General features: G+C 68.3%; 26 protein-coding genes, 1 tRNA gene and 1 pseudogene. 19 read left to right on the plus strand and 9 right to left on the minus strand.

The window, feature by feature from the left end:
* Positions 1 to 66: 66 nt before the first annotated feature.
* The 3 genes from thrC (at position 67) to AC1RPL_RS18880 (ending at position 2,688) form a co-directional block, all read left to right on the plus strand.
* The gene (gene thrC, locus AC1RPL_RS18870; RefSeq protein WP_493071547.1) at positions 67 to 1,458 is read left to right on the plus strand and encodes a threonine synthase; all 1,392 of its coding nucleotides are present in this window, start codon (positions 67 to 69) and stop codon (positions 1,456 to 1,458) included.
* A gap of 64 nt (positions 1,459 to 1,522) precedes the next feature.
* Positions 1,523 to 2,392, plus strand: a complete 870-nt coding sequence (locus AC1RPL_RS18875; protein WP_493071549.1) for a class I SAM-dependent rRNA methyltransferase — start codon at positions 1,523 to 1,525, stop codon at positions 2,390 to 2,392.
* A complete protein-coding gene (locus AC1RPL_RS18880; RefSeq protein ID WP_493071550.1) occupies positions 2,392 to 2,688 on the plus strand; it encodes a hypothetical protein in 297 nt (98 codons plus the stop codon). Before AC1RPL_RS18875 ends, AC1RPL_RS18880 begins: the two co-directional genes overlap by 1 nt.
* Before the next feature lie 99 nt (positions 2,689 to 2,787).
* Here AC1RPL_RS18880 and AC1RPL_RS18885 read toward each other — a convergent pair whose 3' ends face one another.
* The 3 genes from AC1RPL_RS18885 to AC1RPL_RS18895 are packed head-to-tail and all read right to left on the minus strand — an operon-like array spanning position 2,788 to position 4,378.
* On the minus strand, positions 2,788 to 3,426 hold the full coding sequence (locus AC1RPL_RS18885; RefSeq protein WP_493071551.1) for a heme exporter protein CcmB: 639 nt from the start codon (positions 3,424 to 3,426) through the stop codon (positions 2,788 to 2,790).
* The gene (gene ccmA, locus AC1RPL_RS18890) at positions 3,423 to 3,989 is read right to left on the minus strand and encodes a heme ABC exporter ATP-binding protein CcmA (RefSeq protein WP_493071553.1); all 567 of its coding nucleotides are present in this window, start codon (positions 3,987 to 3,989) and stop codon (positions 3,423 to 3,425) included. The genes AC1RPL_RS18885 and ccmA overlap by 4 nt, the downstream gene beginning before the upstream one ends.
* On the minus strand, positions 3,986 to 4,378 hold the full coding sequence (locus tag AC1RPL_RS18895; RefSeq protein WP_493071555.1) for a metallopeptidase family protein: 393 nt from the start codon (positions 4,376 to 4,378) through the stop codon (positions 3,986 to 3,988). Before AC1RPL_RS18895 ends, ccmA begins: the two co-directional genes overlap by 4 nt.
* Here AC1RPL_RS18895 and AC1RPL_RS18900 point away from each other — a divergent pair.
* Positions 4,367 to 4,717: a 4a-hydroxytetrahydrobiopterin dehydratase gene (locus tag AC1RPL_RS18900; RefSeq protein WP_493071557.1), complete on the plus strand. Its 351-nt coding sequence runs from the start codon at positions 4,367 to 4,369 to the stop codon at positions 4,715 to 4,717. The two genes, AC1RPL_RS18895 and AC1RPL_RS18900, sit on opposite strands and share 12 nt — an antisense overlap.
* Here the strand turns inward: AC1RPL_RS18900 and AC1RPL_RS18905 are convergent, their stop codons facing one another.
* A complete protein-coding gene (locus tag AC1RPL_RS18905; protein WP_493071559.1) occupies positions 4,718 to 5,500 on the minus strand; it encodes an SDR family oxidoreductase in 783 nt (260 codons plus the stop codon).
* 55 nt (positions 5,501 to 5,555) lie between these two features.
* On the opposite strand from AC1RPL_RS18905, the gene AC1RPL_RS18910 reads away from it, so the two are divergent.
* Genes AC1RPL_RS18910 through AC1RPL_RS18925 form a run of 4 tightly spaced genes read left to right on the plus strand, consistent with a single transcriptional unit; the run spans position 5,556 to position 11,373 of the window.
* Positions 5,556 to 6,323: an ATP-binding cassette domain-containing protein gene (locus tag AC1RPL_RS18910; RefSeq protein ID WP_493071560.1), complete on the plus strand. Its 768-nt coding sequence runs from the start codon at positions 5,556 to 5,558 to the stop codon at positions 6,321 to 6,323.
* Positions 6,320 to 7,843, plus strand: coding sequence for an ABC transporter permease/substrate-binding protein (locus AC1RPL_RS18915; RefSeq protein WP_493071562.1), 1,524 nt, complete (start codon positions 6,320 to 6,322; stop codon positions 7,841 to 7,843). The genes AC1RPL_RS18910 and AC1RPL_RS18915 overlap by 4 nt, the downstream gene beginning before the upstream one ends.
* Positions 7,844 to 7,885: 42 nt before the next feature.
* Entirely contained in the window at positions 7,886 to 10,345 is a 2,460-nt protein-coding gene (locus AC1RPL_RS18920; protein WP_493071563.1) for a glycoside hydrolase family 3 protein, read from the plus strand.
* Positions 10,342 to 11,373 carry an aldose epimerase family protein gene (locus tag AC1RPL_RS18925; protein WP_493071565.1) on the plus strand — a complete coding sequence of 344 codons (1,032 nt, stop codon included), beginning with the start codon at positions 10,342 to 10,344 and terminating at the stop codon, positions 11,371 to 11,373. The genes AC1RPL_RS18920 and AC1RPL_RS18925 overlap by 4 nt, the downstream gene beginning before the upstream one ends.
* Before the next feature lie 133 nt (positions 11,374 to 11,506).
* Here AC1RPL_RS18925 and AC1RPL_RS18930 read toward each other — a convergent pair whose 3' ends face one another.
* The 3 genes from AC1RPL_RS18930 to AC1RPL_RS18940 all read right to left on the minus strand — a co-directional run bounded on the left by AC1RPL_RS18930 (position 11,507) and on the right by AC1RPL_RS18940 (position 14,222).
* Positions 11,507 to 13,078, minus strand: coding sequence for an aldehyde dehydrogenase (NADP(+)) (locus AC1RPL_RS18930; protein ID WP_493071566.1), 1,572 nt, complete (start codon positions 13,076 to 13,078; stop codon positions 11,507 to 11,509).
* A gap of 113 nt (positions 13,079 to 13,191) precedes the next feature.
* Complete coding sequence (locus tag AC1RPL_RS18935) at positions 13,192 to 13,992, minus strand: FadR/GntR family transcriptional regulator (protein WP_493071568.1); 801 nt, start codon at positions 13,990 to 13,992, stop codon at positions 13,192 to 13,194.
* A gap of 140 nt (positions 13,993 to 14,132) precedes the next feature.
* Positions 14,133 to 14,222: transfer RNA gene (locus AC1RPL_RS18940), tRNA-Ser, on the minus strand.
* A 152-nt stretch (positions 14,223 to 14,374) separates the two neighbouring features.
* Here AC1RPL_RS18940 and AC1RPL_RS18945 point away from each other — a divergent pair.
* The 9 genes and pseudogenes from AC1RPL_RS18945 (at position 14,375) to AC1RPL_RS18985 (ending at position 22,432) form a co-directional block, all read left to right on the plus strand.
* Positions 14,375 to 15,130 (plus strand): DUF1134 domain-containing protein, encoded by a 756-nt coding sequence (locus tag AC1RPL_RS18945; protein WP_493071811.1) that lies wholly within the window; start codon positions 14,375 to 14,377, stop codon positions 15,128 to 15,130.
* 185 nt (positions 15,131 to 15,315) lie between these two features.
* A complete protein-coding gene (locus AC1RPL_RS18950; protein ID WP_493071569.1) occupies positions 15,316 to 15,765 on the plus strand; it encodes a hypothetical protein in 450 nt (149 codons plus the stop codon).
* Between the two features lie 22 nt (positions 15,766 to 15,787).
* A complete protein-coding gene (locus AC1RPL_RS18955) occupies positions 15,788 to 17,068 on the plus strand; it encodes a DNA-packaging protein (RefSeq protein ID WP_493071812.1) in 1,281 nt (426 codons plus the stop codon).
* Between the two features lie 151 nt (positions 17,069 to 17,219).
* Positions 17,220 to 17,564: an EF-hand domain-containing protein gene (locus AC1RPL_RS18960; protein ID WP_493071570.1), complete on the plus strand. Its 345-nt coding sequence runs from the start codon at positions 17,220 to 17,222 to the stop codon at positions 17,562 to 17,564.
* A gap of 77 nt (positions 17,565 to 17,641) precedes the next feature.
* A pseudogene (locus AC1RPL_RS18965) lies at positions 17,642 to 18,250 on the plus strand (phage portal protein); the annotation flags it as partial.
* A 10-nt stretch (positions 18,251 to 18,260) separates the two neighbouring features.
* Positions 18,261 to 19,907, plus strand: coding sequence for a phage tail protein (locus tag AC1RPL_RS18970; RefSeq protein WP_493071572.1), 1,647 nt, complete (start codon positions 18,261 to 18,263; stop codon positions 19,905 to 19,907).
* Entirely contained in the window at positions 19,904 to 20,410 is a 507-nt protein-coding gene (locus AC1RPL_RS18975) for a DUF2793 domain-containing protein (protein ID WP_493071574.1), read from the plus strand. Before AC1RPL_RS18970 ends, AC1RPL_RS18975 begins: the two co-directional genes overlap by 4 nt.
* 100 nt (positions 20,411 to 20,510) lie before the next feature.
* Positions 20,511 to 21,644 carry an OmpA family protein gene (locus AC1RPL_RS18980; protein ID WP_493071576.1) on the plus strand — a complete coding sequence of 378 codons (1,134 nt, stop codon included), beginning with the start codon at positions 20,511 to 20,513 and terminating at the stop codon, positions 21,642 to 21,644.
* Between the two features lie 380 nt (positions 21,645 to 22,024).
* A complete protein-coding gene (locus AC1RPL_RS18985) occupies positions 22,025 to 22,432 on the plus strand; it encodes a phytanoyl-CoA dioxygenase family protein (RefSeq protein ID WP_493071814.1) in 408 nt (135 codons plus the stop codon).
* Here the strand turns inward: AC1RPL_RS18985 and ygfZ are convergent.
* Complete coding sequence (gene ygfZ, locus AC1RPL_RS18990) at positions 22,429 to 23,160, minus strand: CAF17-like 4Fe-4S cluster assembly/insertion protein YgfZ (protein ID WP_493071578.1); 732 nt, start codon at positions 23,158 to 23,160, stop codon at positions 22,429 to 22,431. The two genes, AC1RPL_RS18985 and ygfZ, sit on opposite strands and share 4 nt — an antisense overlap.
* A 46-nt stretch (positions 23,161 to 23,206) precedes the next feature.
* On the opposite strand from ygfZ, the gene AC1RPL_RS18995 reads away from it, so the two are divergent.
* Positions 23,207 to 24,529 (plus strand): dihydroorotase, encoded by a 1,323-nt coding sequence (locus AC1RPL_RS18995; protein ID WP_493071580.1) that lies wholly within the window; start codon positions 23,207 to 23,209, stop codon positions 24,527 to 24,529.
* Entirely contained in the window at positions 24,526 to 24,999 is a 474-nt protein-coding gene (locus AC1RPL_RS19000) for an SRPBCC family protein (RefSeq protein ID WP_493071582.1), read from the plus strand. Before AC1RPL_RS18995 ends, AC1RPL_RS19000 begins: the two co-directional genes overlap by 4 nt.
* On the opposite strand, the gene dapF is transcribed toward AC1RPL_RS19000, so the two are convergent.
* The gene (gene dapF / locus AC1RPL_RS19005; RefSeq protein ID WP_493071583.1) at positions 24,996 to 25,931 is read right to left on the minus strand and encodes a diaminopimelate epimerase; all 936 of its coding nucleotides are present in this window, start codon (positions 25,929 to 25,931) and stop codon (positions 24,996 to 24,998) included. The two genes, AC1RPL_RS19000 and dapF, sit on opposite strands and share 4 nt — an antisense overlap.
* Between the last annotated feature and the right edge of the window lie 25 nt (positions 25,932 to 25,956).

Below are 25,956 nucleotides of genomic sequence, written 5' to 3' on the forward strand. Positions count from 1 at the left end.
GTGAGATGGCGGCGCTAAACATAGCCTATCTTGTTTGGCTTCCCCGCGCCCGCTAGGCCCCGCCCCATGCAATATCAGAGCACCCGAGGCAGTGCGCCCCTGCTTGGCTTCCGTGACGTGACGCTTGCCGGGCTGGCGAGCGACGGCGGCCTGTACGTCCCGACCCGCTGGCCCAGCTTCAGCCGCGAGCAGATCGAGGGGCTCAAGGGCCTCTCCTATGTCGAGACCGCGGTGCGGGTGATGCTGCCTTTCGTCGGCGAAGACCTCAGCGAGGACGAGCTGCGCGAGCTGTGCACCCAGGCGTATGGCCGCTTCGCCCAGGCCGCGGTGACGCCCCTGGTCCAGCTCGACCACCGCCATTTCCTGCTCGAGCTGTTCCACGGACCGACGCTGGCGTTCAAGGACGTCGCGCTCCAGCTGCTCGGCCTGTTCTTCGAGAAGTTCCTGACCGGGAGCAGCGAGCCGCTGACCATCGTCGGCGCGACCTCGGGCGACACCGGCAGCGCGGCGATCGACGCAGTCGCCGGGCGGCACGGCGTCGATGTCTTCATGCTGCACCCCAAGGGCCGGGTGTCCGACGTGCAGCGCCGCCAGATGACCACCGTGCTGGCCCCCAACGTCCATAACATCGCGATCGAAGGCAGCTTCGACGATGCCCAGGCGATGGTGAAGGCGCTGTTCAACGACCGCGACTTCACTGGGCGCTTCCGCCTGAGCGCAGTCAACTCGATCAACTGGGCCCGGCTGATGGCGCAGGTGGTCTATTATTTCTACGCCGCCGTCCGGCTGGGCGCGCCGGCGGGCAAGGTCGCCTTCGCCGTGCCGACGGGCAATTTCGGCGATGTCTTCGCCGGCTATGTCGCAGCCAGGATGGGCCTCCCCATCGAGCGGCTGGTGGTCGCCACCAACGTCAACGACATCCTCCACCGCGCGCTTTCGAACGGCGACTATTCGGCGGGCATTGTCACGCCGACCGCGGCACCGAGCATGGACATCCAGGTGAGCTCGAACTTCGAGCGGCTGCTCTCCGACCTCGCCGGCGGCAGCGTCGCCGAGCAGATGGCCGGCTTCGAATCAAGCAAGGCGATGCGGCTGACCAATGCGCAGCAGCAGGGCGCGGCGCAGATCTTCGCCAGCGACCGGATCACGCCCGACGAGATGAACGAAGCGATGCGCTGGGCCTCGGCCGAGACTGGGCAGGTGATCGATCCGCACACCGCGATCGGCCTCGCCGCCGCGCGCCGGGCGGACCTGCCCGCCGATGTGCCGGTGGTGACGCTGGCGACCGCGCACCCGGCCAAGTTCGCCGATGCCGTCGAGCGCGCGACAGGCATGCGGCCGGCGCTGCCCGCCCGCGTGGGCGACCTGTTCGACCGGCAGGAGCGCTATGACGTGCTGCCGGGGACGCTGGAAGCGGTGCGCGAGTACATCGCCGAGCGGGCCAAGCCGCGGGCATAACCCCTTTATCGTCATCCCCGAAGGCAGGGATGACGGATTTGGGATCGCGCACTAAGAGACCCCAATGGACCTGATCACTCTCACCGGCGAGCCCTGGGCGGACTATGGGCTGGTCGACAGCGGCCATGGCCGCAAGCTCGAGCGCTATGGCAAATACCGCTTCATCCGCCCCGAGCCCCAGGCGATGTGGGCGCCCGCGTCCGACAATTGGGACGCGCATGGCGAGTTCGTGCCCGGCGCCGACGAGGATGGCGGCGGGCGCTGGAACTTCACCAAGCCGGTGCCCCCGGAAGGCTGGCCGCTGCGCTGGGAGGAAGTGCGCTTCACCGCGCAGAACACCCCATTCCGCCACCTCGCCTTCTTCCCCGACATGTCGCCGGTCTGGCACTGGATGCGCGCCCAGATCGACGGGATGGATGCGCCCGAGTGCATGAATCTCTTCGGTTACACGGGGGTCGGCTCGCTCGCTTTGGCGGCCAAGGGTGCGAAGGTGACGCATGTCGATGCCTCGAAGAAGTCGGTCGCGGAAGGGAAAGCCAATGCCGCGCTGTCGGGCATGGAGGACCTGCCGATCCGCTGGATGATCGACGATGCCGGCAAGTTCACCGCGCGCGAAGTGCGGCGGGGACGCCGCTATGACGGGATCATCCTCGATCCGCCCAAATGGGGCCGCGGACCGAATGGCGAAGTGTGGAAGCTGGAGGAAGGCCTGCCCGGCCTTATCGCCGACACCACGAAGCTGCTCGACGCCAATTCGCGCTTCCTGTTCCTCACCGTCTATGCCGTGCGCATGTCGGCCCTGGCGATCGGCGAACTGCTGCGCCAGCATGTCGGGCATCTTCCAGGCAAGGTGGAATGCGGCGAGCTCGCCGTGCGCGAGGAAGCGCGCGGTCTGCAGCTGCCGACCGCGATCTTCGCGCGGTGGAGCCGCTGATGGGCCTCTCGGTATTCCTCGCCACCGCAGTCGCCGACACGGTCGAGGGCCGCCGGCCCGGCGGGCGCCACGCGATGCTGATCTATGTCTCCGCCGACAGCTTCGAGGCGGCGCAGGCCAAGGCCGCCGGCATTGCGCTCGGCACGGGCTGGATGCTGGTGCGGCTGGAGAAGGGCATGGAAGTCGCCAACCCGGCCGCCAATGACGATCCGATCCTGCGCGCCGCCGCCCAGGACGCGCTCGCAGAAGGCTCGGCGATGGTCATCTATGGCGACGAGCTGCCGCCCGAGGCCTAGCCGCGCTCACGGACCCCTGAAAACTCTCGTCATCCCGGCGAAAGCCGGGATCTCAGGCGAAGGCGCGGGGAAAGCTTTCGCCGGGATGACGGATCGACGCTAGCTCCGCCCCATCCGAATCGCCGCTCCGGCAACGAAGGGGCAGCCCGCCACCAGCAACAGGCTCACCGCGCCGAGCAGCTTGAGCGCGCCGGGCTGATCTGCGGTGGCGCCGAAGATCAGCAGCGGGACAGCGAAGGGCAGCATCACCAGCCCCGCCAGCGCCCCCGCCCCGCGCAGGCCCGCGACCAAAGCGGCGGTGGCGACGCCAAGTGCAGCCAATCCCGGCGTGCCGATCAGCAGCGCGATCAGCAGCGGGACAAGCGCGTCGCCGGGAAGCTGGAGCAGGCCCGAGGCGATCACCGTGGCGGCGAGCAGGGCGGGCGCAAAGCCGAGCCAATGGCCGGCGACCTTGGCCGCCGCGATGCCGGCATCGGGAAGCCCGCGCACCGCGAGCTGGTCGAGCACGCCGCTCTCGAGGTCGGGCGCGACCAGCCGTTCGACCGGGAGCAATGCCGCCAGCAGCGCCGCCGCCCAGATCACGCCCGGCGCGATGCGGGCGAGCAGCTTCGAATCGGGGCCGACCGCGAAGGGGAACAGGGTCGCGACGAGCAGGAAGAACACCACGGGCAGCGCCAGCCCGCCGGTGCTCCAGGCGCGACGCAGCTCGCGCCGGACGATCGCGGCGTAGGTGCTCACAGCGCCACCGCGCGGGCATCGGGGAGCGCAATGGGCAAGTGCGTGGCGACCAGTGCGATGCCGCCAGAGGCGCGGTGCGTGGCGATCAGGCCTTCGAGCAGCGCTGCCGAGGCAGCGTCGAGGCCATTGGCGGGCTCGTCGAGCAGCCAGACCGGCGCACCGCTCGCGACCACCCGGGCGAGCGCGGCGCGCCGACGCTGGCCGGTGGAGAGCAGGCGGACGGGCACCGGAGCGAGATCGGCGAGGCCGACCGCGGCCAGCGCCTCGGCCACCACTTCGCGGCGGCCGTCGAGACCGGCCCAGAAGCGCAAGGCGGCGCCGAGCGGAAGTTCGGGGTCGAGCGCCGGTACCTCGGCCATCAGCGCGCGGGCGCCCTCCCCTTCCACGCTGCCGGCGGCAGGGGCGAGCAGGCCTGCGGCGATGCGGATCAGGCTCGACTTGCCGGCGCCATTGGCGCCGGTGACCAAAGCCGCCTCACCCGGCGCGAGCGCGAGGTCGAGCCCCTCGAACAGCAGCCGTCCGCCGCGCAGGCACGCGACGCCGCGCAGGGCAAGGCGCGTCACTCCGCAGAATCCTCCAGCGCGTGCATGTCGTCGTCGGAAAGCCCGAAATGATGGCCGACCTCATGGACCACGACATGGGTGATCAGCGCCTCCAGCGTCACGCCGGTGTGCACCCATTCGTCGAGCAGCGGGCGGCGAAAGAGATGGATCTCGTCGGGCATGCTCACACCGTCCCAAGCCGATTTCTCGCCGACCGGGCGACCTCGATAGAGGCCGGTCAGGTCGAACGGATCCTCGATCCCCATCTCGTCGAGGGTCTCGTCATCGGCGAAATCCTCGACCACCAGCACGATGTCGGCAAGATAGGCGTTGAACGGATCGGGGATGCGCGCGAGCGCGGCGCGGGCTAGCGCCTCGATCGCGGCGGCGTCTGGGGCTTGCCCGGTCATCGCTGCGGGCATAGGCCGGGGAACGGAGCTACGGCAAGGGAGGCAGGGGAAATGGTGGCGCGGTTGACCGACGGACTTCGCGAGGAATCGCTCGCGGCGCTGCCCGACTGGCGCTGGGAGCCGGAGCGCGATGCGATCACGCGGCATTTCGCGTTCAAGGACTTCAACCAGGCCTTCGGCTTCATGACCCGCGTCGCGCTGATCGCGGAGAAGGCCGACCACCACCCCGAATGGTCGAACGTGTGGAACAAGGTCGACATATTGCTGACCACGCATGACGCAGGCGGGCTTTCGACGCGCGATATCCAGATGGCGCAGGCTATCGACGCGCTGCTCTGACTATTTGAACGCGCGGCCCTGGAGCTTGCGCAGCGTGCCGGGCATCCAGCGCTGCATGAACCACAGCCGGTGCGCGGTCTTGCCGACGCGGGTGTGCACGTCGCGACGGATGACGAGCATGTGGCGGACGGTCTTCACCACTTCGCCGACCGGCGTGATCTCCAGCCCCGCCGCGCGCACCGATTCGCGCACGTTGCGGTTCGAGTCCTGGGTGACGTGGTCGAGCAAAGGCGTGTCGATGAAGCTGGGCATCAGCGAGCCGACATAGATGCCTTCCTTGCCCCATTCGGCGTTCAGCGCCTCGGCAAAGCCGCGCATCGCGAACTTGCCGGCGCTGTAGATCGACATGCCGGCATTGCCCGAGATTCCCGCCGCCGAGCTGGTGATGATCATCGCCGATCCCGGCGTCGCCTTGAGCAGGTCGTGCGCGGTGCGGGCGCCGTAGACGACGCCGTTGATGTTGATCGACAGGCCGCGATCCACGTCCGCGTCCGACATCGTCTCGAGCTGGCCGCCAACGGCGATGCCGGCATTGTTGAACAGGAAGTCGAGCCGGCCGCCGCTCTTCGCGACGAACGCGGCTAGTGCGGTTTCCCAGGCGGTTCGGTCGCGCACGTCCATCGTGTAGGCCTCGGCGCCAGGGATCGCGGCCTTGGCGGCTTCGAGGCCGGCGGCATTGATGTCGGCCAGGCCGACCAGCCAGCCGTCCGCCGCCAGGCTCTTCGCGACCGCGAGGCCGATGCCCGATGCGCCGCCGGTGATGAATGCCGCCTTCGTCGCCATGTCCCCGCTCCTGTTCTTTTGACCTTTGCGACTTCATCCCGCACAAACACGATCGATGCCAGAGCAAAGCCGCTCCGTTACCTTCAAAAATGTCAGCAAGGTCTGGCCGGGGGGCGTCAGGGCCGTAGATGGCGTGTCGCTGGAGGTGGCCGCGGGCAGCTTCGTCGCGCTGGTCGGTGCATCGGGATCGGGCAAATCGACATTGCTTAAGATGGTCAACCGGCTGATCGCGCCGAGCGAGGGCCAGGTGCTGGTGGGTGGCGAACCGGTGGATGCCGGGCCCGCGCCCGAGCTGCGGCGGCGGATCGGCTATGTCTTCCAGAATGTCGGGCTGTTCCCGCACATGCGCGTCGGCGAGAATGTCTCGATCGGACTGAAGCTGGCGGGCGAGAAGGACACGGCGGGGCGCGTGGCCGAGCTGCTGGAACTGGTCGAGCTTTCGCCAGGGATCGCGACACGGATGCCCGATGCGCTTTCGGGCGGGCAGCGCCAGCGTGTCGGCGTGGCGCGGGCGCTGGCGACCGGGCCGGGCATCATGCTGATGGACGAGCCGTTCGGTGCGCTCGATCCGGTGACGCGCGACGGGCTGGGCAAGGCGATCCGCGCGCTGCACGACCGGATGGGCCTCACGACGATCCTGGTGACGCACGACATGGCCGAGGCGCTGCTGCTCGCCGATCGCGTGCTGGTGATGGAGAAAGGGCGGATCGTCGCCGATGCCACCCCGCGCGAGTTGCTTGCCGGCAAGGGCGGCCCGGCGGCGGGCGCGCTGGTCGCGGTGCCGCGCGAGCAGGCGCACCGGCTGGCGGAGCTGGAGAAGTGATCGGCGCCCTTGCCCGCGTGCCCGAGCTGCTGGCGCAGCATCTGCTGCTGGCGTTCGCGGCATTGCTGCTTGGATTGGTGATTGCGCTGCCTTTGGCGGTGCTCTCCTCGCGAAACCGTATCGTGGGCAAATTCGCCCTGGGCTTTGCCAGCCTGGTCCAGACCATTCCGAGCCTGGCGCTGCTCGCGCTTTTCTACCCGATCCTGTTGTCGCTCTCGACCTTGGTGGGAGGCGGGATCCCGGCGCTGGGTTTCCTGCCCTCGCTGCTCGCACTGTCGCTCTACGCGCTGCTGCCGATCCTGCGCAACGGTGTGACCGGACTTGCGACGATCGATCCTGCGGTGATCGAAGCGGCGGACGGCGTGGGGATGACTGCGGCGCAGAAGCTGTGGCTGGTCGAGGCCCCCTTGGTGCTGCCCGTGCTGATGGCCGGCATCCGCACGGCCGCAGTGTGGACGATCGGCGCGGCGACGCTGTCTACCACCGTTGGCCAGCCGAGCCTGGGCGACCTGATCTTTGCCGGGCTTCAGACGCAGAACTGGTCGCTGGTGCTGACCGGGTGCGTTGCCGCCGCAATGCTGGCGCTGGCGGTGGATGGGCTGCTGGGGCTGGCCGAATATGGCCTGGCTAAACGCAAACGCAGGCTGGTCTGGGCGAGCCTAGGGATGTCGCTGGTGGCCGTCGTCATCGCGCTGGTCCCCGCATTGCCGGCGGCGCGGGGCACCGTGACCATCGGCGCCAAGGGCTTTTCCGAGCAATATATCCTGGCCCGGCTGATCGGGCACCGGCTGGAGGCAGCGGGCTACAAGGTCCGCTACCGTGAGGGGCTGGGTTCGGCGGTGGCGTTGAGCGCGCTCGCGGGCGGCGATGTCGATGTCTATGTCGATTATTCAGGCACGATCTGGACCAACGAGATGCAGCGCAGCGACGTGCCACCGCGCGACGCAATCGTGAACGGTGTCGCGAGCTGGGCACGCGACAAGCACAAGGTGACCTTGCTGGGCTCGTTGGGTTTCGAAAATGCTTATGCCTTCGCGATGCGCGGCGAGGACGCAAAGAAACGCGGGATCGCCAGCATCGCCGACCTTACCCCGGTCGCCGGCGGCCTGAACCTGGCCACCGATGTCGAGTTCCTGGAGCGCCCAGAATGGGCGGCGGTGAAGAAGGCCTATGGCCTGAGCTTCAAGTCCGCCCATCCCTACCAGCCGACCTTCATGTACCGCGCATTGGAAAGCGGGACGGCGGACGTGATCCCCGCCTTCTCCTCGGACGGGCGAATCGCGGCGGACAAGCTGACCATCCTCAAGGACCCCAAGGGCGCGATCCCGGGTTACGATGCGATCCTGCTGCTAGCGCCCGCCCGCGCCGATGACCTGCGCTTCCAGGCAGCGCTCAAGCCGTTGATCGGCGCGATCAGCGTCGAGCGGATGCGCGAGGCGAATTACATGGTCGATCGCGACAGCAACAAGGCAAGTCCCGATGACGCCGCAAGGTGGCTGGAGCGTGGACTCGCGCGATGATCTTCTGTTATCGCTACCAGAAATAATAAAGAGGAGAGAGAAATGCGGCCTGGCCTGAAGCTGTTGCTGTCGACCACGATCATCTGGGCCGCATCGCCCGCTTTCGCGCAGCACGCGCCGACAGCGCTGTCGGATGCCGCCACCGCGCGTCCGGAGAAATGGCCGACCGCCGGCTCGCAGGGCCTGGTCGATTCCGCCACCGAAAAGTTCGTGACCGATCTGATGGCGACGATGACGCTGGAGGAGAAGGTCGGCCAGATGATCCAGGCGGACATCGGCGCGATGAAGCCCGAGGAACTGCGCCAATATCCGCTCGGCTCCATCCTGGCCGGGGGCAGCTCGCCGCCGCTGGGCGCCCCCGATCGCTCGCCCCAGGCCGATTGGGTCAATACCGCCCAGGCTTTCCGCAAGGTGGCGATGGAGCCGCGCGGCAAGCATGCGCCCATCCCGCTGCTGTTCGGCATCGACGCGGTGCACGGCAACAGCAATGTCGTCGGCGCGACGATCTTCCCGCACAATGTCGGGCTCGGCGCGATGCACGATCCCGCGCTGATGCGCCGCATCGGCAAGGCGACTGCCGAGGAGACGGCGGCCACCGGTCCCGAATGGGCGTTCGGCCCTACCCTCACCGTGCCGCAGGACGAGCGCTGGGGCCGCGCCTATGAAGGCTATTCGGAAGATCCCGCGATCGTGCGCGCCTATGCCGGCGAGATGGTCATCGGACTGCAGGGCGAACCGGGGACGAGGGACCGGATCCAGAAGGGCTATGTCGCCGCATCGGCCAAGCATTTCCTCGGCGACGGCGGCACGTCCGGCGGCGTCGACCAGGGCGATGCGCGCGTGTCCGAGGACGAACTCATCGCCATCCACGCCCAAGGCTATGTCCCCGCGATCCAGGCCGGCGCACTCACCGTGATGGCCAGCTTCTCGAGCTGGAACGGCACCAAGATGCACGGCAACAAGTCGCTGCTGACCGATGTTCTCAAGGGGCGGATGGGCTTCCAGGGCTTTGTCGTCGGCGACTGGAACGGCCATGGCCAAGTGCCCGGCTGCACCACCACCGATTGCGCGGCGACCTTCAATGCCGGACTCGACATGGCGATGGCGCCAGACGGTTGGAAAGGGTTGTTCGAGAGCACCGTCACGCATGCGAAGGACGGCACGCTCCCGATGGCCCGCATCGACGACGCAGTGCGCCGCATCCTGCGGGTGAAGGCGAAGCTGGGGCTGTTCGATCCCGCCCGCCCCTTCGAGGGCAGGGCCGGGGTGATGGGCAGTGCCGAGCATCGCGCGATTGCGCGCGAGGCGGTGGCCAAGTCGCTGGTGCTGCTCAAGAACCAGGGTGTGCTGCCAGTGAAGGCATCGGCGAACGTGCTGGTCGCCGGGCCCGGCGCCGATTCGATGGGCCAGCAGACCGGCGGCTGGACGCTGAGCTGGCAGGGCGACGGCAACGACAATTCGATGTTTCCCAATGGCCAGACGATCTTCTCGGGCATTGCTGAGGCAGTGAAGGCCGGCGGTGGCACCGCGACGCTCTCCGCGGATGGCAGCTTCACCGCCAAGCCCGATGTCGCGATCGTGGTGTTCGGCGAGCAGCCCTATGCCGAGATGCGCGGCGACATCGCTACGCTGGAATTCCAGGCCGGCGACAAGCAGGCGCTGACCTTGCTCAAGAAGCTGAAGGCGGCGGGCGTGCCGACCGTCTCCGTGTTCCTGTCAGGCCGGCCGCTCTGGGTGAACCCGGAGATCAACGCATCGGATGCCTTCGTCGCCGCCTGGCTGCCGGGCAGCGAGGGCGCGGGCGTGGCCGACGTGCTGATCGGCGACAAGGCGGGCGGGCCGCGCAAGGACTTCGCCGGCACGCTGTCGTTCAGCTGGCCCAAGACCGCCGGCCAGTTCACGCTCAACAAGGGCCAGCCGGAATACGACCCGCTGTTCGGACTCGGCTATGGGTTGAGCTACGCCAAGCCGGGCAAGTTGGCTGCGCTGGCCGAAGCGCCCGGTTTCGATGCCTCATCACTCAACACCAGCGTCTATTTCGCCAAAGGCGTGGCGCCCAAGCCGTTCAGCTTCGCCGCCGAGGCGGCAATCACGCGCGCGCCGATCGACGGACCGCAGACCCAGGAAGGCGCGCAGCAGCTCAGCTGGACCGGAGGGCCGGCAAAGCTCAGCATCGGCGGCGCGCCGATCAATCTCAGCCGCGAGACCAATGGCGATCTGTCGCTCCAGATCCTCTACCGGCTCGACCGCGCGGCGACGGGTCCGGTCACGCTGACCATGGGCGAGGGCAAGGGCTTTGACGCAAGCAGCCTGTTCACCGGCGAGACCGGCAAGTGGCGCACAGTGAAGGTCCTGCTCAAATGCTATCAGCAGAACGGCGTCGACGTGAACGCAGTCGGCGCGCCGTTCGTGGTGAAGGCGGCGGCACCGTTGAGCTTCAGCCTGGCGGACGTGCGGATCGTCTCGGATCCCGCCAATTCGATCTGCCCCGGCAGCAAGTGACGATCGAGACGGTCGCGATCGCCCGCGGCCCCTATCGCGCCGAGCTGATCACGCTCGGCGCGGCGCTGCGCGTGCTGCAGGTGCCCGACCGCAACGGCGCGCGGGCGAATGTGGTGCTCGGCTTCGCGGAACTGGACGACTATCGCGGGGCGCCGCGCTTCTATGGCGCGGTGACCGGACGCTATGCCAACCGGATCGGCGGCGCGCGCTTCACGCTGGACGGGGTGGAGCACGAGATCGCGGCGAATGACGGGGCGAACAGCCTGCATTCGGGCCCGCTCGGACTCGACCAGCAGCATTGGGACGTGGTGGCGCTGACCGAGGACGCGGCGACCTTCCGCCATGTCAGCCCCGCCGGGCATAACGGCTTTCCCGGCACGCTGACGGTGGAGGCACGCTACCGGCTGGAAGACGACGGCCTGGCCGTGGTGCTGACGGCGACCACCGACGCGACGACGGTGGTGAACCTCACCCACCACGCCTATTTTAACCTGGCCGGCGAGGCGAGCGGGGCGACTATCCTCGACCATGTGCTGCACGTGCCCGCGGGCCGGACGACGCCGGTCGATGCCGGACTGATCCCGACGGGGGCGCTGGCGGACGTGGCCGGCACGCCCTTCGACTTCCGCACGCCTACACGGATCGGAGAGGAGATCGATGCGGCGGACGAACAGCTCCGCATCGGCCAGGGCTATGACCATAATTTCGTGATCGACGGCGCGGACGGCGCGCTGCGCCGGGTCGCGACGCTGTTCGATCCCGCCTCGGGCCGGGTGCTCGATCTCCATTCGAGCGAGCCGGGACTGCAATTTTATTCGGGCAACCATCTCGCCGGCGGCGCAGCCGGAACCAGCGGGCGCGTCTATGCGGCACGCGACGGGCTGTGCCTGGAGCCGCAGAAATTTCCTGACAGCCCCAACCAGCCGAACTTCCCCTCGCCGCGGCTCGATCCGGGCGAGGTGTATCGGCACGACATCGCCTTCCGGTTTCGGATGGCGACGGACGTGAGCCAGGCTTTCGGCTCTTAGCGCGCCTCCCTGAAAGGGAAGGGTTGGGGGTGGGTGGTTGACCGCGATACGGCAACCATCACGCTTGGCGCATCAGTATCACTTGGACCCGACCCACCCCCTCGACCCCCTCTCTTCCAGGGAGGAAATCAGGTTACGCTACCACCTTGCCATCCACGCGGCGCGGGATGCCCGCATCACCGTCGCGCAGGTCCGCGGGCAGCAACGCCGCCGGCAGGTCCTGATAGGCAACCGGGCGCAGGAAGCGATCGATCGCCAGCGTGCCGACCGAGGTGCTGCGGCCATCCGCCGTCGACGGATAGGGGCCGCCATGGACCTGCGCGTCGGTCACTTCGACGCCGGTCGGCCAGCCATTGGCGAGGATGCGGCCGGCAAGGCGCTCGAGGATCGGCAGCAGCTTGGCCGCGGCTTCGGTATCGGCATCGTCGAGGTGCAGCGTCGCGGTGAGCTGGCCTTCGAGCAGCGACACGACCTTGAGCAGCTCCTCGATGTTCGCGCAGCGCACAAGCAGCGAGGCGGCGCCGAAGACTTCCTCGGCATGGCTCGGATCGGCGATGAAGTCCGCGCCGGTCATTTCGAACAGCGCGGCGCGGCCGCAGCTGTCGGAACCTTCCTGGCCCTGCGCCACTTGCTTGAGGCCGGGTGCCGATGCCCAGCGCGCGACACCGCTCTCATAGGCCTTGAGGATGCCTGGGGTGAGCATGGTCTGCGCAGCCGCGCCCGACACCGCTTCGGTCGCCGCCGCGAGGAAGCGGTCGAGCGCCGGGCTCTCGAGCGCGAGGACAAGGCCGGGATTGGTGCAGAACTGGCCGGCGCCCATCGTCAGCGAGCCGATATACGCCTTGCCCAGCGCCTCGGCGCGCGATTCGAGCGCGGCGGGGAGCAAAAAGACCGGATTGATGCTGCTCATCTCGGCATAGACGGGAATCGGCACCGGACGGCTCGCGGCAAGCTTCATCAACGCCGTGCCGCCGCCGCGCGAGCCGGTGAAACCGACTGCCTTGACGATCGGGTGGCTGACCAGCGCCGAACCGACTTCGTTGCCCGCACCATTGATCAGCGAGAACACGCCGGCGGGCATGCCGGTCTTCTCCACGGCGCGGGTGATCGCGGCGGCGACCAGCTCCGACGTGCCGGGATGCGCCGAATGGCCCTTCACGATCACCGGGCAGCCCGCGGCCAACGCCGAGGCGGTGTCGCCACCGGCGACCGAGAAGGCGAGCGGAAAGTTCGAGGCGCCGAAGACGACGACCGGGCCGAGCGGGATCATGCGCAGCCGCAGGTCCGGCTTGGGAGCAGGCTGGCGATCGGGAACGGCGTGATCGATGCGCGCGCGCAGATATTCGCCGAGGCGCAGTTCCTTGGCGAACAGGCGCAGCTGGCCCGAGGTGCGGCCGCGCTCCCCGGTGAGGCGGGCATGCGGCAGGCCGCTTTCCTGCATCGCCCGCTCGGTGAGCGTTTCGCCCAGCGCGTCGATCTCGTCGGCGATCGCTTCCAGGAACACGGCGCGGGTCTCGCGCGGCAGGGCGGAATAGATCGGGAAGGCGGCTTCGGCGGCCGCGGTGGCAGCCTCGACATCTTCCTTGGTCGCCATGCTGAAGCTCGGCTCGAGCGGTGCCCCGGTCGAGGCGGCGACGGCCTGGAAGCCGGGTCCGTCACGGCGGACGCGCTTCGATGCAATGAACAATTCGCCGGTCAGCGCCATGCCTGCTCTCCTGTCGTACATTCTAAAAAGTTAGCGGTAACATTGCCCGAGGGGGACTTAGGCAGCGCCATAGCAAATTGCAATTGGGCGGTACGATCGAAACTGCGTCCGGTTTAGCAGGAGATCCGGCGGCGGGGCACTTCACCCGACACCGGCTTGCGCGCTTCCATCGTGTCCGCGAAGCCGCGCTCGACGAGCCGGGCCATCGCATCGTGCGCGCGCTCGGCATCCTGCGCCTCGATCGCTTCGAGCACCGCGAGGTGGACGGGCAGCGCATCGTGCGGCGCCGGCAGATGCTGCTGCTTGAACGCCGTGGTCAGCTCGATCGCCGCCGCGACGCCACTGGTGAGCGAGATGATGAAATCGTTGCCCGACGCTTCGAGCAGCGAGGAGTGGAATGCCTCGTCGCAGCAGCGGCCCTCCTCAGAATCGAAGCCGTGCTTGTCCACGCCGGCCAGCCCTTCCTGCATGCGGACGAGTTGCTCGGGTGTACGACGGAGCGCAGCGAGGCGGGCGGCGTCGGGCTCGACGATGCGGCGCAGCTCGAACAGGCTCTCGATCAGGGCATCATCGGGCTCGCCGGCGAAGATCCAGGTCAGCACATCGGGATCGAGCAAATGCCATTCGCGGCGCGGGCTCACCTGGGTACCGATCTTGGGGCGCGAATGGACTAGGCCCTTGGCAGCCAGGATCCGGATTGCTTCACGATAGGCAGTGCGGGAGACCTTGAACTGCTCACTCGCGGCGATCTCACCTTCCAAGATCTCGCCGGGGGCCAACTCGCCTGACACGATCCGGATGCCGAGCGTGCGCGCCACCGTGCCGTGGAGGCGCAGCGAGCGCGGCCGCGGCTTGCGGGCACGGGACTTTTTCTCTGTGCGCGGGATCGACGCTTGGGGCTGCCTGCTGGGCATGGCCCTGCCTAAGCGCTTTGCATCCTACTGCCAAGCCTGCGCGAATCACTAGGAGGTGTAGGAATTCCTGGGCACGCGGAACCGCCGCTTGGGCGGGGCACCCCAGCTAAAACATCAATATTATCAGTGGGGTAGCGAGATGGCGGAGACGGAGGGATTCGAACCCTCGATACGGTTTCCCGTATGACGCTTTAGCAAAGCGTTGGTTTCAGCCACTCACCCACGTCTCCGGATCAGGCTAGAGGGATGGGCCTATAGCAGGGGTTTCGGCAGGATCAACGCCCCGTTTGACGCGAAATCGACTCAATTTGACGATCGTTCATTGCCGGGACAGGCGCGCCCTCTAAAAGACGGGCATCTGGTGGACTGGGGTAATTCGACCATGCGCGTTCGGGATCTGGTGCTGATGGCGGCGACGGCCGCGCTTGGAATGGGAGCCTTGCCCGCTTCCGCGCAGCAGCAGCAGATGACCACGATCGACCCCAACACCGCGATCGATTCGGACCTGAACACGCCCCCGCCGGCCAAGGACCCCTATGACCGCCCGGCGCAGCAACAGGACGTGCCGCCGGCGCAGCAGCCCCAGCCCTATCCGCAGCAGGCGCCGCAACAGGGCCAGCCCTACAACGGCAACCTCAGCCCGCGCCAGCAGGCCACCACCTATCAGCGCGACGAGCTGGTCGGCGCCGCCGAAGGCGTGTTCGGCAAGGGCGCATCGGGCCTGGCCAAGCTGCTGGAAGACATATTGAAGGACCAGGGCCAGCCCAACGGCTATATCGCCGGCAGCGAAGCCTCGGGCGCGGTCGGCGTCGGCCTGCGCTACGGATCGGGCATGCTGTTCCACAAGGTGGAAGGCGAGCGGAAGGTCTATTGGACCGGCCCGTCGATCGGCTTCGACCTGGGCGGCGACGCCAACAAGGTGTTCGTGCTGGTCTACAACCTCTATGACAGCCAGGAGCTGTACAAGCGCTTCCCCCAGGGCGAAGGCCATGCCTATTTCGTCGGCGGCCTCTCGGCATCCTATCTGCGCCGCGGCGACGTGGTGCTGATCCCGGTGCGGCTGGGCGTCGGCTGGCGGCTGGGCATCAACGCGGGCTATATGAAGTTCAGCGAGAAAAAGCGCTGGATGCCCTTCTAAAAGGGCCCCTTCCCCCTTCCCGTCCTCTCCCGCGAGCCGGAAAACGCACCAGCTAACGAACCATATAGGCACTTTTCTCTTGACAGCGTCACGCTGATGTGGCACAAGTAGAGCACGCTGAAGAATTGCGAGTCGGGCCGGGGCGGCAACGCCTTCCGGCCCTTTTTCTTGTCGGGAGAGGAGCCGTGGAGAAGAAACAACGGAGCTGGACGCGCTGGACCACGAAGAAGCGCACGGCATTCCTGGATGAGCTGGCGGGCACCTGCAACGTTCGGGCGGCAGCGGTCGCGGCCGGAGTCACGCCGCAATGTGCCTATCGGCTGCGCCGCAAGGACATCGGCTTTGCGGAGGAATGGCATCAGGCGTTGCTGGCCGGGTACGAGATGCTGGAGACCGAGCTGCTCGGCCATCTGCTCTCGGGCAGCTCGGAAGAGGCATTCGAGCGGCCCGACGGCATGCGCGTCAACCTGAAGGACGTGATGCACCTGCTCAAGCTGCACCGCGACAGCCTGCAGGGCAAATGGCGCGGCGGGCCGCCGATCCGGCGAGCGGATCCCGAGGACACCAACAAGGCGATCCTGAAGAAGCTGGACGCAATCGACCGGGCGCGCGCAGCGGAGCGGGAAAGTGATTGACGCCGAGGCGCTGTTCGAGCGGATGCTCGCGCTTTCGCCCTCCGAACGCGTGAGCGTGCTCTATTCGCTGAGTGCGCCGCAACTGCGCGAATATGGCGAGCGCTGGTGGCAATGGGCGCATGGCGGCCAGCGCGAGCCGCGCGGCGATTGGCGCATCTGGATGATCCGGGCCGGCCGCGGTTTCGGCAAGACACGGGCCGGCGCGGAATGGATTCATGCCCGGGCGCGTGCCAATCCCGGTGCGCGGATCGCGCTGGTGGGTGCCAACCCGGAGGATGTGCAGCGCGTGATGATCGAAGGGACGAGCGGGCTGCTTGCCGTGGCGCGCCCGGACGAGACTTTGGTGTGGCATCGTAGCCAGGGTGAACTGCGCTTTCCGAGCGGCGCCTATGCGCAAGTCTATTCGGCCAGCGCCGCCGACAATCTGCGAGGGCCCGAGCATCACTATGCCTGGTGCGACGAGCTGGCGAAATGGGGCCGCGCGGGTGTGATCGCCTGGGACAATCTGATGTTGGGGTTGCGGCTGGGCGAGGCATCGCAAGTGCTGGTGACCACCACGCCGCGCCCGGTAAAACTGATGCGCAAGGTGATGGCGCTTCCGGGCTTCCAGGAGACGCGAGGGCGGACCCGGGGCAACCCCTGGCTGCCGAGGAGCTTCGTCGAGGCGATGACGCTGGATTATGGCGGCACGCATCTCGGCCGGCAGGAACTGGATGGCGAGTTGATCGACGAGCTGCAGGGCGCGCTGTGGCAGCGCGCGCAGATCGAGGCATGCCGCACCGCAAGGCTTCCCGAGCGGGTGCGCACGGTGATCGGCGTGGATCCGCCGGCGGGGGTGGGCGGCGATGCCTGCGGGATCGTTGCCGCTGCGCTCGCGCGCGACGGCAGGGCCTATATACTCGAGGATGCCAGCGTGCAGGGCGCGACACCCGAAGGCTGGGCGCGGGCGGTGGCGGCCTGTGCCGCGCGGCACGGCGCCGATCGGGTGGTGGCGGAGAAGAACCAGGGCGGCGCGATGGTGAAGAGCGTGCTGCTCGGCGCCGATAGCGGCCTGCCGGTGACCCTGGTGCATGCCAGCCAGGGCAAGGTGGCGCGGGCCGAGCCGGTGAGCCTGCTCTACGAGGCGGGCAAGGTCCGGCATTGGGGCAAGTTCCCCGCGCTGGAGGACGAGCTGTGCGGGCTGGTGCTGGGCGGCGGCTATGAAGGGCCAGGCCGTTCGCCGGACCGCGCCGATGCGCTGGTCTGGGCGCTGACCGAGCTGATGCTGCGCCGGCGCGCGCAGGCGGCGGTGCGGGGACTGTGAGGGGCTCGGCTCTCCCTGCCCTTTCATCGTCATCCCCGCGCAGGCGGGAATCCAGGATAACAGCGCGACGTCCTGCCTGACCCTGCATCCCCGCCTTCGCGGGGATGACGGAAGAAGAAGCGGGCGGGGCGATCAACCAGGAGAAACCGACATGACGGAACGGACATCGTTCCGGCGGGCGATGGCGCTTGCCGGGGTGCTGGCGCTGTGCGGCTGCGCGATCGGCGGCACCATGCTGGCGAGTGCGGCAAGCACTGCGCTGATCGCGCGCTTCGATGCGGACAAGGACGCTGCGCTCGACGGCGCGGAAGTGGCGGCGCTGGTCGCGGCCACGGTGCCGGGCAAGGGCCGCGAGCTGGAGGTGCTGCGGGCCGGCATCGCGGCGGGATATTGGACGCGCGACTGCGATCGGGATGGGCGACTGACTGCGGGCGAGCTCGCTGCTGCGAAATGCCCCTCCTTTCTTTCCCCGGCGAAGGCCAGGGCTCGGCCTTGAAGTTTCTACGCTGAGTCTGGGCCCCGGCCTTCGCCGGGAAAAGATGCTCGGCCGTCCGGCAATTCAGGAGATCTCGTATGAAATGGTTCGGACGCAAGTCCGCGCGCGATGGCGCGCGGCCGGCCTTGTCGCCGGGCGGAAGCTTCATTGGCGGCGTGGGCGAATGGCCGCGCAGCTATGAGGCGCAGGTCCGCGAGGCCTATTGCCATAATCCGGTGGCGCAGCGGGCGGTGAAGCTGGTCGCCGAAGGTGCGGGCAGTGCGGGGCTGAAGGCAAGCGACCCCGCGCTGCTCGCGCTGGTGAGCGCACGATCGGGCGGGCAACCGCTCATCGAGACGCTGGCAGCGCATCTGCTGCTGCACGGCAATGGCTATGTCCAGATCCTGACCCACGATGGCGGCGCGGTGCGCGAGCTCTATGCGCTGCGGCCCGAGCGGATGTCGGTGGAGCCCGATGCACGCGGCTGGCCGGTCGCATATCGCTACAAGGTGGGCGAGAATGTCGCACGGCTCAGCGCGGAGGACGAGGCCGGGCGCCCGGCGGTGGTGCACATCAAGGCCTTCTCCCCGATCGACGATCATTATGGGCTGGGCTGCCTGGGCGCGGCGGCGGGCGCGGTGGCGATCCACAACATGGCGGTGCGCTGGAACAAGGCGCTGCTCGACAATGCGGCGCGGCCCTCCGGGGCGCTGGTGCATGATCCGGGCGATGGCAGCGTGCTGGCGCCCGACCAGTTCGCCCGCCTCCCTGACCTTCGAGGTGGAGGCCGATGCGGCGCCGGTGGCGGCAGGCGATATCGCCGTGGCGCTGGGCGCGGTGGCGGCGAGCGACGCCAGCGTGGCGCTGGCGGGCTTTGCGGCGCAAGGGACCAGCCTAGCGGCGGTTACCGAGGCGCTGGCGGGCGCGGCGGGCGGCTGGTTCGGCGAAGGGCCGGTGCTGCGCTGCGGGCCGGGCGAAGCGACGCTGGTCGCGGACAAGGGTGTCGACGGGGGCGGACGGGGGAACCGGGCGATTGCCGCGGCGACGGGTGTGCCGGGGACGCTGACGCTCAGCCATTACGACCCGGCGCGCGACTATCAGATCGGCGTGCAGCGCGCCGGCCGCGCCGGCACGGGGCTTCGCGAGACGCGGATCGAGCTGCCAGCCGCGATCGATGCGGGCACTGCACGCATGCTCGCCGAGGCGGCCCTGCTCCGCGCCGATACCGAGCGGACCCGGCGCAGCGTGCGCCTGGGATGGGAGGCGCTGGCGGTTCCGCCGGGCGCGCGCGTGCGGATCACCGGCACGCCTGGCCTCTGGCGCGTCGACGGGTGGAAGTTCGAGGCGATGGCGGTGACGCTCGATTGCGTCGCGCTCGCACCCGAAATGGCGCCCATCGCCGCGAGCAGCGGGAGGATGCTGGCCGCCGAGGACGTGTCGATCGGCCGGACCGTCGTGCACGCCTTCGAACTGCCGCCGATCGACGATACCGGCTCGACCGGTCCGCGGCTCGCCGTGGCCGCCGCCGGTACGGCGGCTGGATGGCGCCGGGCGGCGCTGCTGCTAAGCACGGATAGCGGGGCCTCCTGGCAGGCGATCGGCGGCACGCAGGGCACCGCGGTGCTCGGGACGGTGGTTATTCCGCCGGGACCCGCATCGGCAGGACTTGAGGACCGGCGCAATAGCGTCGAGGTCGAACTCGCCGATGCTGCGATGCAACTGGACGATGCCGACGCGGCAGCGCTGGACGGCGGCGCGAACCTGGCGATGCTGGGCGACGAGCTGATCCAGTTCGCACACGCACAATCGCTGGGCGCGCGGCGCTGGCGGCTATCCGGCTTGTGGCGCGGGCGGCGCGGCACCGAACATGCCATCGGCAGCCAACAGGCCGGGGACCGGTTCGTGCGCATCGAAGCGGACTCCCTGGCGCTGATCGACCTGCCGCTCGCGACGCTGGGAGGAACAGCGCGGGTACTGGCGGAAGGCGCAGGGGACAGCGGCGAGGCCGCGCAAGCCCAGGCGGCCGTGGTTGGCATCTCGCTATTGCCGCTTCCACCGGTGCATCTGGCCGCGCGCCTGATGGGCGATGGCGGCGTGCAGCTACGCTGGGCCCGCCGGAGCCGCAGCGACTGGGCCTGGAAGGACGGCGCCGATGCCGCCTCCGCGCCGGGCGGCGAGCGCTATCGCCTTGCCGTTTTTCCAGACCACGGGCCCGCGTGGGAAGTGGATCTGCACGCGGCGGAAGCGACGCTGAGCGCCGCCATCTGCGCCGAACCGCTCCGGATCGAGGTTCGCCAACTTGGCGTTGCAGGGCTCTCGCGCGCCGCGACCCTGGCACTGCCGATATCGGGAGACGATGCATGACCGACACGACCGACCGACTCGCCCTGCCACTGCTCGTGGCCGGACAGGCGCAGAAGGAGATCTACCATAATGAGGCGATCGTCCGGCTCGACCTGCTGACCCAGGCGGCAGCGGAGGCAATCGGCGTCGACGCACCGCCAGCGGCGCCGCTGCCTGGCCAATGCTGGATCATCGGCGGCGCGCCCGAGGGGGATTGGCTGGGGCATGCCAGCGAAATCGCCGGCTGGACGGAGAGCGGCTGGCGCTTCGTCACGCCGCGCGAGGGCATGCGGCTGTGGCTGGGCGAGACGGCGGGATTCGCTCTTTTCAGCGCAGGCAGCTGGCGCACCGGCGAGGTGCATGGCCGGGTTTTCGTCGGTGGCGAGCAGATTATTGGTGCACGGGCGAACGGAATCGCGGAACCAGTTGGCGGTACGGTGGTTGATGCCGAAGCGAGGGCCGCAATTTCTGCGGCGCTCGTCGCCTTGCGCGTACACGGTCTGATCCAACCAGACGAACTGTGACGTTCATGCAACAGTACCGGGATTTGTGCGCTTGCGTAGAAACTTTCGTTTCGGTACTGAGTTTTTGCTGTCCGTAGTGACATCATGAAAGGGGATTAAAATGCGGAAGCTTGCCGTAACTCTGGCACTTGCGACCACCGCGCTGAGCACGCCCGCCTTCGCCCGCGACGACGCGTGGTATGTGGGTGTCGAAGGCGGCGCCATGCTCGTCGAGGACATCAAGTTCGACGTCGGCACTGCGAAGGATGCCGCCACCGCCCACCACAAGGCCGGCTACGACGCCGACGCCGTTGTTGGTTATGACTTCGGTCCATTCCGCGCTGAAGCCGAGGTCGGCTATCGCGCCGCTTCGGTCACGCGCCTCAACAGCGCAGTGACGACTCCGATCCGCAACGCCGCTGGCGCTGCGCTCAACGCACCTGCCGGCGACTATTCGTATGCCGGTGGCCGTTCGTCGGCGCTCAGCTTCATGGTCAACGGCCTGCTCGACTTCGGTGAAGACACCGGCGTGCAGGGCTTCGTCGGCGGTGGTGTCGGTGTGGCGCGCGTGAAGAACAACATCGCGCTCAACACCTATGGCGACTCGCTGGACGATTCGGACACCGTGTTCGCCTGGCAGGCGATTGCGGGCATCCGCGCTCCCCTGTCGGACTCGATCGACGTCTCGCTGAAGTATCGTTTCTTCAACGCCGACAATGTGAAGCTGACCGACGTTTCGGGCCGTGCGCTGGAGACCCGTTTCCGCTCGCACTCGATCATGGGCGGCCTGATCTTCAACTTCGGTGCGCCGGAGCCGGTTCCGACCCCGACCCCGACCCCGGAAGTCACCCCGACCCCGACCTGGACCCCGACTCCGGAACCGACCCCGACGCCGACCGTGGTCTGCACCCCGGGACCGTACATCGTGTTCTTCGACTGGGATAAGTCGGACATCACGCCGGAAGCCGCGAGCATCCTCGACAACGCCATCAGCAACTACCAGAACTGCGGTAACGCGCAGGTCATGCTGGCTGGCCACGCCGATCGCTCGGGTTCGGCAAGCTACAACGTTGGCCTCTCGCAGCGTCGTGCCGACTCTGTGAAGGGCTACCTCACCTCGCGTGGCATTGGCGCCGGCGCTATCTCGACCGAAGCTTTCGGTGAGAGCAAGCCCCGCGTCGAGACCGCCGACGGCGTTCGCGAACTGCAGAACCGTCGCGTGGAAGTCACCTACGGTCCGGGTTCGGGCTACTAAGCCAGACCCGTCCGGAAGGACTGAGAATTGGGGAGGTCGGGAAACCGGCCTCCCTTTTTCTTTGGGTAGGCAGGATTGCGCCGTCTTGCCCAACGCGGCTAGCGGAACGGCATGGCTGATCCCTCGGGCGCCCTGAAGCTCGGCAATGACGGTGCCGAACATTTGCCGGGCGCGGCCGCAGCCGTTCGCGAACGGCTCGAGGCCGTGCTGGCAACCCTGCCCCAGGATCGCCCGGGGCTTCGGCTCCATGGTATTGACGGGCTGAAGCCGCTTCTCGATGCAAAGGGAGCAATCGGGCAGCTAGCCGCCGAACCGCTGGGAACGCTGCGACCCCCGTTCGCGCGATCCTCTTCGACAAGGCCCCTGGCGCGAACTGGGGGCTGGGCTGGCATCAGGATCGGACGATCGCCGTCGCCGCGCGGCGGGATGTACCGGGGTTCGGCCCGTGGACGATCAAGCGAGGCATGGTCCACGTCGCGCCGCCCTTCGCGTTGCTATCAAACATGCTGACGCTGCGCGTGCATCTCGACCCCGTACCGGAGGATAATGCCCCACTGCTGATCGCGCCGGGATCCCACCGGGCGCTCGTTCCCGAGGATGCGATCGAGCACATTGTGGCGAAGCAGGGCGTGTTCACCTGCCTGGCCGAAGCCGGAGATGTCTGGATCTACGCCACGCCGATCCTCCACGCCTCCGAAGCGGCCAGGCGGCCGATGCGGCGACGCGTGCTGCAGGTCGATTATGCCGCAGCCTGTCTCCCGCAAGGCCTCGACTGGCTGGGAATCTAGGCGCCTTCCGCCTGAAGCGCGCCGGCCAGCCACGCCGGCACCAGCGCGTCGCCCAGCGCCTCGACGCGTCGCAGCTCGACCATCAAGCCAAGTTCCGGATAGAGGGCACGCGTGCGATCGCCTGGTTCGCTTGGCGGTGCGACCACCAGCCGGCGATTGACCTTGGCGCGGTAATGCATGCGCGCGGTGTTCTCCTGGCCGACATAACAGCCCTTGGCGAAGCTCACGCCGCCCAGCTCGGAAGCGTTGCATTCGAGCCACAATGTCTTGTCCTGGCCGAGTTCCTCGGCGCCTTCGGTCACGCCAAGGCGGAGGCGATGCTCCTTCCAGCCGGTGGCGGCCTCCCCCTTCGCAACCCCCAGCCAGCGATGGCCGAGCACGGCAAGACGCGGATCGGGGACGCCTTGCCCCGACCGTAGCGACCAATGCACGCCGCCCTCGACCGGCTCGATCGCGATCGCACGGCGCAGCCGGTAGATCGCCAGACGCCGGACCAGCGCCTCGCGCTGCGCAGCCTCGCAATCGACCAGAATCGCCTCCCCGTCTGCCCAGAGGATGAAATCGAACAGCGCCTTGCCCTGCGGCGTGAGCAGCCCGGCCCATTGCGGTGTCTGAGGCGTCACCGCATCGAGATCCTGGGTTACCAATCCCTGGAGAAATCCGCGAACATCTTCGCCCGAAATACGGATGAGGGCGCGGTCGGGTAGCCAAGTGCTGGAATCGCTCATCCCGAACAGGTAGGGGGTGGGCGGGGGCGACGGAAGAGGCGCGGATATGAATGTCGATCTGAAGCTCAAGGGCGGGCGCGTGCATCTGCCCGGTGGACAGGCCGAAGTGGATGTCGGCGTCTCGAACGGCCGCATCGTCGCGATCGGCGGCGCGCTGGAAGCAGGCGAGACGATCGACTGCACCGGGCTCGACGTGCTGCCCGGCGTGATCGACAGCCAGGTCCATTTCCGCGAGCCGGGGCTCGAGGCCAAGGAAGACCTGGAGAGCGGCGCGCGCGCGGCAGTGCTGGGCGGCGTGACCGCGGTGTTCGAGATGCCGAACACCAAGCCCAACACCGATTCGGCCGAGGCGGTGCAGGACAAGCTCGCCCGCGCCAAGGACCGGATGTGGTGCGACCACGCCTTTTATGTCGGCGCGACCAACAACAATGCCGAGCAGCTCGCCGAACTAGAGCGGCTGCCCGGCACTGCCGGCATCAAGATCTTCATGGGCGCCTCGACCGGCGACCTGCTCGTCTCGGACGACGCGAACCTGGCGCGCGTGCTCGCATCTGGGCATCGCCGCGTGGCGATCCATGCCGAAGACGAGTTCCGCATGCAGGATCGCCTGGGCGAGCGCGTGCCCGGCGATCCTTCGAGCCATCCGGTTTGGCGCGACGACGAAAGCGCGATGCTGGCGACACGGCGCATCCTGGGCCTGGCGCGCGCGGCGCGGCGGCGCATCCATGTGCTGCACGTGACGACCCCGGCCGAGCTCGAGCTGCTCGGCCAGAACAAGGACATCGCGACCTGCGAAGTCACGCCGCAGCACCTGACGCTGGCGGGCGAGGAAGCCTATCCCACGATCGGCACCTTCGCGCAGATGAACCCGCCGATCCGATCGGGCGCACACCGGGCCGGCCTGTGGCACTGGCTCAACCAGGGCGTGCCGGACGTGCTCGGCTCCGACCATGCGCCGCACACCCTCGCGGAAAAGGCTAGGCCCTATCCCGATTCGCCCAGCGGCATGCCCGGCGTGCAGACCTTGCTGCCGCTGATGCTCAACCATGTCGCGGAGGGACGCACGACGCTCCAGCGCGTGATCGACCTGACCAGCGCCGGCCCGCAGCGGATCTTCGGGATCGCGGGCAAGGGCCGCATCGCAGTGGGTTATGACGCCGACTTCACCGTGGTGGATCTGAAAGCGCGCTGGACAGTGGAGGAGAGCTGGCTCGCCTCGCGCTGCGGCTGGTCGCCCTTCACCGGCATGCAGCTCACCGGCAAGCCGGTCGGCACGATCGTGCGCGGCAACCGGGTGATGTGGGAAGCCCAGCTTGCCAACCAGGCGATTGGCCGGCCAATCCGCTTCGAGGCGGTGGAGTTCGGGTGAGGACCATCTCGCGCACCGATCGCGCATCGCGGCTGATCAAGGCGCCGGCCAGCCAGATCTATCGCGCCTTTATCGATCCCGAGGCGCTGGTCCGCTGGCTGCCGCCCGAGGGGATGACCGGCGAAATGCTGGAACTCGATGCGCGGCCGGGCGGCGGCTACCGGATGGCGCTGCACTATGAAGACGCCGAGCATGCCGCGCCGGGCAAGACGTCCGAGCATAGCGATGTGGTCGAAGCACGCTTCGTCGCGCTGAACCCAGGCAGGGGCATCGTCCAGTCGGCGGTGTTCGAGTCGGAGGATCCTGCCTTTGCCGGCACGATGCGGATGCGCTGGACCCTCGAGCCGGCCGAGGGCGGCACGCGCGTCGCGATCACCTGCGAGGACGTGCCGCAGGGCATCCGCAAGCAGGACCATCTTCAGGGACTGAAGTCGTCGCTCGCCAATCTGGCGCGCTTCGTCGGGGGCTAGGCCGGGATGGCGGCCCAGGCCGCGGCTTCGTCCTCGCGCCGGGCATGGACCAGCGGCGGTTCGGCACTGGCGGTTGCCGGATCGACTTCGATCGTCGCGTCGTAGAGGAACGTGGCGTTGCCGAGGATGGTGACCATCCCGTCGGCATCGGACGCGCCCATCACCAGCCCGCCCTTGTTGAACACCTTCATCGCGGTGCCGAAGGGGATGCGCCCGGTGCGGCCGGCGGCATAGACCGAGGAGGCCATGGCGCTGCCGCAACTGTCGGTCAGGCCGACGCCGCGCTCATAGGTGCGCACGAACAGGTCCTGCCCGCGCAGCTCGACGAAGGAGAGGTTGGCGCGCGCCGGGATCAGGTCCGGCCCGGCCTCGCACCAGTCGCCGAGCGCGACCAGCTCGGCCTCGTCAACCGAATCGACGAAAGTGACGAGGTGCGGGTTGGGCATCGCGATCGCGGTGAAGGCACGTGGGCTTGGCAGGCCGGGGACCGGCTCGTCGATCAGCTTCTCCGCCGCGACGCACAGGCCGACATCGGCGGTGCGGGTCGAGGCCGGGCCCGCAGTCTCGCGGATCGTCGCTACGCCCGGCGCCAGCGGATCGGCGCGGGCGACTTCGGCGCTGCTCGTCTTCAGCCGAACCCGCGCCGAGTCGAGGCCGAGCAGCTCGAAGCCCAGCCGTGCGACGCAGCGCAGACCGTTGAGGCAGGTTTCCGCTTCCGAGCCGTCCGAATTGAACATGCGCATGCCGAAATCATGGCCGGCATCGTCGCCGGCGGTGAGCAGCAACAGCCCGTCCCCGCCTACCGGCCCCTCGCGGTCCGCGAGCGCACGCGCCACGCCCGCCCAATCCGCGTCGGAAAGGTCGAGCGTGCGCGCGTCGATCATCGGGAAATCATTCCCGGAGCCATGGCATTTGATGAAGGACAGCCGCATGCCGCCCCTCTAGGCGCGCAGCGGC

It is taken from the genome of Sphingomonas sp. GW821-FHT12D09 (assembly GCF_058807215.1).

Bases quoted from the DNA above. Each gene is read 5' to 3' on its own strand.
- thrC (WP_493071547.1), top strand. From the start codon at position 67: ATGCAATATCAGAGCACCCGAGGCAGTGCGCCCCTGCTTGGCTTCCGT.
- AC1RPL_RS18875 (WP_493071549.1), top strand. From the start codon at position 1,523: ATGGACCTGATCACTCTCACCGGCGAGCCCTGGGCGGACTATGGGCTG.
- AC1RPL_RS18880 (WP_493071550.1), top strand. From the start codon at position 2,392: ATGGGCCTCTCGGTATTCCTCGCCACCGCAGTCGCCGACACGGTCGAG.
- AC1RPL_RS18895 (WP_493071555.1), bottom strand. From the start codon at position 4,378: ATGACCGGGCAAGCCCCAGACGCCGCCGCGATCGAGGCGCTAGCCCGC.
- AC1RPL_RS18905 (WP_493071559.1), bottom strand. From the start codon at position 5,500: ATGGCGACGAAGGCGGCATTCATCACCGGCGGCGCATCGGGCATCGGC.
- AC1RPL_RS18910 (WP_493071560.1), top strand. From the start codon at position 5,556: ATGCCAGAGCAAAGCCGCTCCGTTACCTTCAAAAATGTCAGCAAGGTC.
- AC1RPL_RS18920 (WP_493071563.1), top strand. From the start codon at position 7,886: ATGCGGCCTGGCCTGAAGCTGTTGCTGTCGACCACGATCATCTGGGCC.
- AC1RPL_RS18930 (WP_493071566.1), bottom strand. From the start codon at position 13,078: ATGGCGCTGACCGGCGAATTGTTCATTGCATCGAAGCGCGTCCGCCGT.
- AC1RPL_RS18935 (WP_493071568.1), bottom strand. From the start codon at position 13,992: ATGCCCAGCAGGCAGCCCCAAGCGTCGATCCCGCGCACAGAGAAAAAG.
- AC1RPL_RS18945 (WP_493071811.1), top strand. From the start codon at position 14,375: ATGCGCGTTCGGGATCTGGTGCTGATGGCGGCGACGGCCGCGCTTGGA.
- AC1RPL_RS18955 (WP_493071812.1), top strand. From the start codon at position 15,788: ATGCTCGCGCTTTCGCCCTCCGAACGCGTGAGCGTGCTCTATTCGCTG.
- AC1RPL_RS18960 (WP_493071570.1), top strand. From the start codon at position 17,220: ATGACGGAACGGACATCGTTCCGGCGGGCGATGGCGCTTGCCGGGGTG.
- AC1RPL_RS18970 (WP_493071572.1), top strand. From the start codon at position 18,261: ATGATCCGGGCGATGGCAGCGTGCTGGCGCCCGACCAGTTCGCCCGCC.
- AC1RPL_RS18975 (WP_493071574.1), top strand. From the start codon at position 19,904: ATGACCGACACGACCGACCGACTCGCCCTGCCACTGCTCGTGGCCGGA.
- AC1RPL_RS18980 (WP_493071576.1), top strand. From the start codon at position 20,511: ATGCGGAAGCTTGCCGTAACTCTGGCACTTGCGACCACCGCGCTGAGC.
- ygfZ (WP_493071578.1), bottom strand. From the start codon at position 23,160: ATGAGCGATTCCAGCACTTGGCTACCCGACCGCGCCCTCATCCGTATT.
- AC1RPL_RS18995 (WP_493071580.1), top strand. From the start codon at position 23,207: ATGAATGTCGATCTGAAGCTCAAGGGCGGGCGCGTGCATCTGCCCGGT.
- dapF (WP_493071583.1), bottom strand. From the start codon at position 25,931: ATGCGGCTGTCCTTCATCAAATGCCATGGCTCCGGGAATGATTTCCCG.